Raw genomic sequence first — 6,018 nt, forward strand, 5'->3', positions numbered from 1 at the left:
GCTCCCGCCAGTCCGGGGCGGCCGCGAGGCGGGCCTTGTCCGCGCGGGCGGCGAGCGCGGCGGCGTCCACGGGGACGTTGGAGTCGATCACCACGAGGCCGCGCGGACGGACGAGCCCCTCGGCGAGGGCGCGCAGCGCGATGACCCCGCCGGTGCTGTGGCCGATCAGCAGGCCGGGCCCGGCCCCGTCCCCGGCGCGGGCGGCCCAGTCCCGGGCGGCGGTGAGGATCCAGTCGTGGTCCGCCCCGGCCGCAGACTCTCCGGCGTCTCCGGTAGGCGCGGGTGCCGCCGGCGCGGCATCCCCATGGCCGATCAGGGCCGGGGACGCGGCCGCGGCGCCCTCCGTGCTCCCGCGGCCGAGCGCATCCAGGAGCGGGGCGAGGTGCCCGGGCCGGCCGCCGATGCCGTGCAGGACGCGGATCATCGGCTCAGGCTCGTCCGGGAGTCGCCCGTCGCCTGGATCGGCACGGACAGGGGCAGCATGCCGGCGAACGGTCCGGCCGCGGCCAACAGGTCCACCTCGGCGTCCAGGCGGACCGTCACGGTGGCGCCGTCGTCCGCCACCCCGGCCGCCATGCCGCCGAGGCCGGGCACAGACGAGGCGGCGTCCACGGCGTCCAGGTGGGCCACGGCGGAGGCGGCCACCGCGCCGTCGTCGAGCACCACGCCGGGGTCCTCGCCCAGGCGGAACCCGAGCTCCTCGGCGCCGGCGAGGGCGGCCCCGTCGGCGAGGGACTGCAGGCGGCGGTGCTGCAGCTGCACGGTGGTGGCCGCGAGCATGACGAGCATCAGCCCGATGAGCAGGGCGCAGAGCCCGACGGTCAGGACGGTGGTCTGGCCGTCGTCGCGGCGAAGGGCGGACAGGGCGCGCATCAGAACCTGGGCACCGCCTGCCGGGCGTCGGAACCCACGGTCACCGGGGCGAGGGACCAGTCGGCCGGGGTGAGCGGGATCGGCACCTCGACGTCGACGCGGGCCTGCACCACCTCCCCCGGGTCCAGGCTCACACAGTCGCCCGCACTGCATCCCAGGTCCAGCTCATACGTGCCGTAGTCGATCCCGAAGTCCGCCAGAGTCAGGCGCACGGCGGCGTGCGCCTGCGCCGCCGACCGGCCCTCGGTGCCCGAGACGACCACCTTCGCGGCCTGGTCCGCCGCGGCCACGGAGGCGAACGCGGCCGCCTGCACCTGCGAGACGTAGATCATCAGGTAGACCACCGGGATCAGGAGCACGAGGGTGAGGCCGAGGAACTCGACGGTGGCCGAGCCGCGCTCGTCCCGCACGTCAGAGGCGATGGGCATGGCCGCTCACCTCCACGGGGATCGGGCCGGGCAGGAACCCCAGGCCCGGCAGGGAGCTGGAGATCGTCACCCGCAGCACGGGGACTCCGTCCTGGCTCGTGGGCTCCGCGACGATGCGGGCCCCGGACTGGCCGGGCACGCCCGCGGCCAGCAGCTCGCGGGCCCGCTGCACGCCGTCCTCCGGGACCCGGTCCGCGAGCGCCCCGTACCGGGCGCCGGCGGAGGCCGCGTCGATCATCACGTTGCGGGTGTGGATCACGAGGCCGGCCTGGAGCAGGGCGGCGAACAGCAGGACGACCAGGGTCATCACCATGGTGGACTCGGCCACAGCGGCGCCCCGGTCGTCCCGCCAGCGCGGCCGCCGGCGGCGGGGCGCCGCGGCCGCCGCACCGCTGCCCGCTGTCACGCTCACTCCCCCTGGGTCACCTGCGAGATGGCCTGGTCGAACAGGTCGGTCAGGGCCGGCAGGGCGAGGGTCAGCAGGGCGGCCACGAGCACGGCGGACATGAGGGTGATCATCACCCAGCCGGGGACGTCGCCGCGGTCGTCGCGGACGTCGTCGTGCAGGAGCCCGCGCAGGGCGGTCAGGATCGAGATGACGTGGTGATGGAGCATGGTCCCCTCCTCGGGTGGACGGCCGCCCGTGCGGCCGCGTGGATGGTGTCGGTGGTGGGTGGACGGGTGGACTATTCGGTTGTGGGTCTTCAGAACCCCATGCGCATCAGCGAGATGCCGGGGAAGACGGCGAAGATCACCGTCAGCGGGAGGATGCCGAACACGAGGGGCACCATCATCTGGATCTCCTTGCGCCCGGCGGCCTCCATGAGCTCGCGGCGGCCCATCTCCCGGACGTCCTGCGCCTGGGCGCGCAGCACGTCCGCCAGGGGCGTGCCGCGGTCGAGGGCGATGAGGATGCCGCCGATGAACCGCTCCACGGGGGCCAGCTGGACTCGGCGCCCCATGGACTTCAGCGCCGCGGACAGCGAGGACCCGGCGCGCATCTCCGCCAGGGTGGCGCGGAACTCCCCCGCGAGCTCCCCGCGGGCGGTGGTGGCGATGCGCTCGAGGGCCCCGGCCGCGCTCTCCCCGGCCCCCACGGAGAGGGCGAACAGCTCCGCGACGGAGGGGAACTCGGTGAGGATGGCGGCCCGGCGCCGCTGGACGCGCAGGGACAGGAGCTGATCCCGCAGCAGGTACCCCGCCATGCCGCCGACGATGACGAAGCCGACGCCCGTGACCACCGGGATGCGCCCGGCGAGGGCGAGGGCCACCGAGAAGGCGGTGGCGATCCCGGCTCCCGCGGCGGCGCTGAGCACCTGCTGGGCGCGGAAGTCCGCCGCGGACACGGTCATCCCCGCGGCGGCGAGCTTGCGCTCGAGCGTCTCCCCGGCGGGCGAGAGCCGGTGCAGCCAGCCGACGCCGGCGCGCAGGACGGGGTCCAGGATCCGTCCCCAGGCACCCCAGGGCGAGGCGCCCGCCTCCTCGTCCTCGAGGAGGCGCGAGGCCGGGGTGTGGTGCCGCAGCTGCGGCTCGACCCGCTGCTCGAGGGTGGGGCGCCAGCCCAGGGGCTGCGCCACGGCGATCAGCAGCAGGCCGGCGCCGAGGGTGAGGCCCAGCAGGGCGGCCCAGAGCAGGGAGGCGCTCATGCGAACACCCTCTTCTCCTCGGGCAGCGCGCCGATGCGCAGCATGACGCGGTAGCAGACCACGGAGGCGACCAGACCGCCCAGCAGCACCGCGCCGCCCGCCGCCGACTGGTAGGCGGCGACCGCGCTGGGCTGGGTGCCCAGCAGGAGCAGCACGATCCAGGGGGCGCACACGGCGAGCCGGGCGGCGTTCACCGTCCAGGACTGGCGCGCCTCCAGCTCGGCGCGGGTACGGGCGTCCTGGCGGAGGAACTCGGAGAGGGTCTGCAGGAGGCGTCCGATGTCGGCGCCGCCGACCTCGCGGGTCAGGCGCAGCGAGACCACGAGCCGGTCGGCGACCGGGTCGGCCATCCGCGCCTTGAGCCGGTCGAGGGCGTCCACGAAGCGGGCGCCGGAGCGGTAGTCGCGGGCGAACTGCCGGAACGGCTCCCGCAGGCCCTCCGGCCCGGACTCGCCGAGCTGGATCAGCGCCTCCGGCAGGGTGAGGCCCGCGCGGATGGCGGAGCGGGCGTGGTCGACGGCGTCCGGCCAGAGCTCGCGCAGCGCGGTGGTGCGCCGGCGGGCCTGCCAGGACAGCAGCAGCCACGGCACGGACGCCCCGAACAGCGCGAAGCACGCCGCGATGGTCCAGGTACGCGTGACGGCGAGGATCAGCAGGCCGGCCACCATGCCGCCGACCGCCATGGCGGACACCACGCCGGCGGGGCTGAGCCGGCTGATGCCGGACTGGGCGATCAGCACGCGGAGGCGGGAGTCCTGGCGGGCCGACTCCGGCCGGCGCACCGGCGGGGACCACAGGGACCACCACAGCAGGAACAGGCCAGTGCCGAGGAGCAGGCCGAGCAGCACCGCCATCAGCGCAGCCCCACGAGCTCGTGGACGTCCACGCCGCGGCGGGCGAATGCGTCGAACTCCAGGCTGGCCGCCTCGTTGAGGCACAGGTCGCCCGCGGAGTCACGCTGGAAGAGGGTGGAGGTCTCGATCACGCCGTCCTCCACGCGCGCGCCCACCGTGAGGATCTCCCGCACGCGGCGACGTCCGTCCCGATCCCGCTCGCAGTGCACGACGACGTCGATGCACGTGGCCACCGTGGGCACCACGAAGCTGCGGGAGATGTTCTCCCCCGCCAGCAGCGGCAGCGTGCACAGCTTGGTCAGGGCGTCGGCCGCGGAGTTCGCGTGGATCGTGCACATGCCGGCCAGGCCGGAGTTCAGCGCGACGAGCATGTCCAGTGCCTCGGCCTCGCGCACCTCGCCGACGATCAGGCGGTCCGGGCGCATCCGCAGGGCCTCCTTGACGAGCCGGCGCAGCGGGATCTCCCCGTGGCCCTCCAGGTTGGGCTGGCGGCACTGGAGGCCGACGACGTCGCGCACCGGGATCTGCAGCTCGAAGATCTCCTCCACGGTGATCACGCGCTCGCGCGCCCCGATGGAGGAGGCCAGGCAGTTGAGCAGGGTGGTCTTGCCGGCCTGGGTGGCCCCGCTGACGAGGACGTTCATGCCCACGTCCACCGCGGCGTCGAGGAAGCGCGCCGCCGTCGGAGTGAGGGAGCCGGACCGGACGAGGTCCTCCAGCCGCCGCGCGCGGGAGATGAACTTGCGGATGTTCACGGCCCAGTGGCGACGCGTGATGTCCGGGATGGCCACGTGCAGGCGGGAGCCGTCCGGCAGGGCGGCGTCCACGAACGGCATGGACAGGTCCAGGCGCCGACCCGAGGACTTGAGCATGACCTCGACGAGGTCGTGCACCTCCTCCTCGGTCAGCACGATGCCCGTCAGCTCGGACCGGCCGGCCCGCGCGCAGTACACGGCGTCCGGCGCGTTGAGCCAGATCTCCTCCACCGAGGGGTCGTCCATCAGGCGCTGGAGGGGCCCGAGGCCGGCGATCCGGTCGAACAGGTCCTGGCGCGCGGCCGCGGGGTCCTCGAGGTCCGGCAGCGCGCTGACCTCCGCGCGAGACTCGTAGTCCGCCGCCGCGTCCTGGATCAGGGCGATGACGCGGGCGTGCTCGCGCTGCGGGTCGATCCCCTGCCGCCGGACGACCTCGCGGATCTCGTCCTCGAGAATGCGTACCGCATCCATGCGTTCCTCCTGTGCCCGTTCTCGGCGCCATCCCCAGCGCCTCACACGTCCTGCCCAGGAAGATACCCGCTCTCGAATCCCCACGTGAGCCGGGACACCCCGCCTGTGGACAACCATGACGCGCGGGGTCGTGCGACCTCGTCGTCCACAGGCCTCCGCCGAGGGGCCGCCGCGCATGGCAAGGTGCCCGCAGACGGGCCACAGGCGCCCGGACGAGGACGCACCGGGAAGGGGTCGGCGATGGGGTGGACCGTGCGGATCCTGGGCGGGCGAACGCCCGAGACGTGGCGCGTGAGCCCGCTCCCGCGGGACCCCACGCTGCGGGACCGCGCCGTCCGCGAACGCGCCCCGGGCCGGTCGCTGCGGGCCGTGGCCTCCGGTCCCGGGTCGGTGACGTACGCGCCCCGGGGCGCGGCCGGGCCCGCCCAGGGGCCGGAGCTGAGCGTGGTGACGGAGCGCGGGCCCGACGGCGGCCGGCTGGGCCCGTTGACCGGCGGCGGGGTGAGCGTCGGCCGGGGGCGGGCGCGGCTGCTGCTCGACGACCCGGCCGCCCCGTCCCGCCCGACGCGCCTGCGGCTGGCGGCCGCCGGGCTGCACGTCGAGGGCGCCGCCGAGGGCGCGCCCCGGCTCTGGGACGGACGGCGCCCGTACCGGATCGGGCGCACCACGCTGGGTCTGGTGCGCGGTCCGCAGCCGCCCCTGCCGCCGCCGAGCGTCCCGGCGCCGCCCTGTGTCGACCTCGGGTCGCCGCCGGCCGGCCAGTCCCTGGCGATCCCGCTGCTCACGGCGGCGGCTCCCCTCGTGATCGGGGTGGCCCTGGTGCTCGTGATGCGCAACCCGATCTTCCTGCTGTTCGGCCTCCTCTCGGTGGCCGTCGCCCTGACCATGCTCGGGCTCCAGCGGCGCGCCCGAACCCGGCACGCGGCCCTGCTCGCCGAGCGCGCCGCCGCCGTCACGGCGCACCGCGCGTCGGCCGCCCTCTCCCCCGGCG

Annotated in this window: 8 protein-coding genes and 1 pseudogene; 1 reads left to right on the forward strand and 8 read right to left on the reverse strand. The window is 75.4% G+C overall.

The genetic code is table 11. The features are described 5' to 3' along the window. The 8 genes from NWP10_RS10135 to NWP10_RS10170 all read right to left on the reverse strand — a co-directional run. Positions 1 to 424: alpha/beta fold hydrolase (locus NWP10_RS10135; protein WP_375162485.1), on the reverse strand; the 424-nt coding region annotated here is incomplete at its 3' end. Next, positions 421 to 873: a pilus assembly protein TadG-related protein gene (locus NWP10_RS10140; protein ID WP_258300823.1), complete on the reverse strand. Its 453-nt coding sequence runs from the start codon at positions 871 to 873 to the stop codon at positions 421 to 423. The genes NWP10_RS10140 and NWP10_RS10135, both read right to left, overlap by 4 nt. Continuing rightward, positions 873 to 1,301: a hypothetical protein gene (locus NWP10_RS10145; protein ID WP_258300824.1), complete on the reverse strand. Its 429-nt coding sequence runs from the start codon at positions 1,299 to 1,301 to the stop codon at positions 873 to 875. Before NWP10_RS10145 ends, NWP10_RS10140 begins: the two co-directional genes overlap by 1 nt. After that, positions 1,285 to 1,707, reverse strand: a complete 423-nt coding sequence (locus NWP10_RS10150; protein WP_374176991.1) for a TadE/TadG family type IV pilus assembly protein — start codon at positions 1,705 to 1,707, stop codon at positions 1,285 to 1,287. Before NWP10_RS10150 ends, NWP10_RS10145 begins: the two co-directional genes overlap by 17 nt. Before the next feature lie 2 nt (positions 1,708 to 1,709). Further along, positions 1,710 to 1,916: a hypothetical protein gene (locus NWP10_RS10155; RefSeq protein WP_017488353.1), complete on the reverse strand. Its 207-nt coding sequence runs from the start codon at positions 1,914 to 1,916 to the stop codon at positions 1,710 to 1,712. 89 nt (positions 1,917 to 2,005) lie between these two features. Then, a complete protein-coding gene (locus tag NWP10_RS10160; protein ID WP_258300825.1) occupies positions 2,006 to 2,947 on the reverse strand; it encodes a type II secretion system F family protein in 942 nt (313 codons plus the stop codon). Then, positions 2,944 to 3,801, reverse strand: coding sequence for a type II secretion system F family protein (locus tag NWP10_RS10165; protein ID WP_017488355.1), 858 nt, complete (start codon positions 3,799 to 3,801; stop codon positions 2,944 to 2,946). Before NWP10_RS10165 ends, NWP10_RS10160 begins: the two co-directional genes overlap by 4 nt. Further along, complete coding sequence (locus tag NWP10_RS10170) at positions 3,801 to 5,027, reverse strand: CpaF family protein (RefSeq protein ID WP_258300826.1); 1,227 nt, start codon at positions 5,025 to 5,027, stop codon at positions 3,801 to 3,803. The genes NWP10_RS10165 and NWP10_RS10170 overlap by 1 nt, the downstream gene beginning before the upstream one ends. A gap of 291 nt (positions 5,028 to 5,318) precedes the next feature. Between NWP10_RS10170 and NWP10_RS10175 the strand changes: the two are divergent. Then, a pseudogene (locus NWP10_RS10175) lies at positions 5,319 to 6,018 on the forward strand (cell division protein FtsK); the annotation flags it as partial.

Origin of the sequence: Micrococcus sp. HG099, from assembly GCF_024723355.1 — a bacterium.
GTDB classification, from domain to species: Bacteria; Actinomycetota; Actinomycetes; order Actinomycetales; family Micrococcaceae; genus Micrococcus; species Micrococcus endophyticus.

What these genes read in the sequence shown, in the direction of transcription:
- NWP10_RS10140 (WP_258300823.1), bottom strand. Translation starts at nt 873, where the DNA reads ATGCGCGCCCTGTCCGCCCTTCGCCGCGACGACGGCCAGACCACCGTC.
- NWP10_RS10145 (WP_258300824.1), bottom strand. Translation starts at nt 1,301, where the DNA reads ATGCCCATCGCCTCTGACGTGCGGGACGAGCGCGGCTCGGCCACCGTC.
- NWP10_RS10155 (WP_017488353.1), bottom strand. Translation starts at nt 1,916, where the DNA reads ATGCTCCATCACCACGTCATCTCGATCCTGACCGCCCTGCGCGGGCTC.
- NWP10_RS10160 (WP_258300825.1), bottom strand. Translation starts at nt 2,947, where the DNA reads ATGAGCGCCTCCCTGCTCTGGGCCGCCCTGCTGGGCCTCACCCTCGGC.
- NWP10_RS10165 (WP_017488355.1), bottom strand. Translation starts at nt 3,801, where the DNA reads ATGGCGGTGCTGCTCGGCCTGCTCCTCGGCACTGGCCTGTTCCTGCTG.
- NWP10_RS10170 (WP_258300826.1), bottom strand. Translation starts at nt 5,027, where the DNA reads ATGGATGCGGTACGCATTCTCGAGGACGAGATCCGCGAGGTCGTCCGG.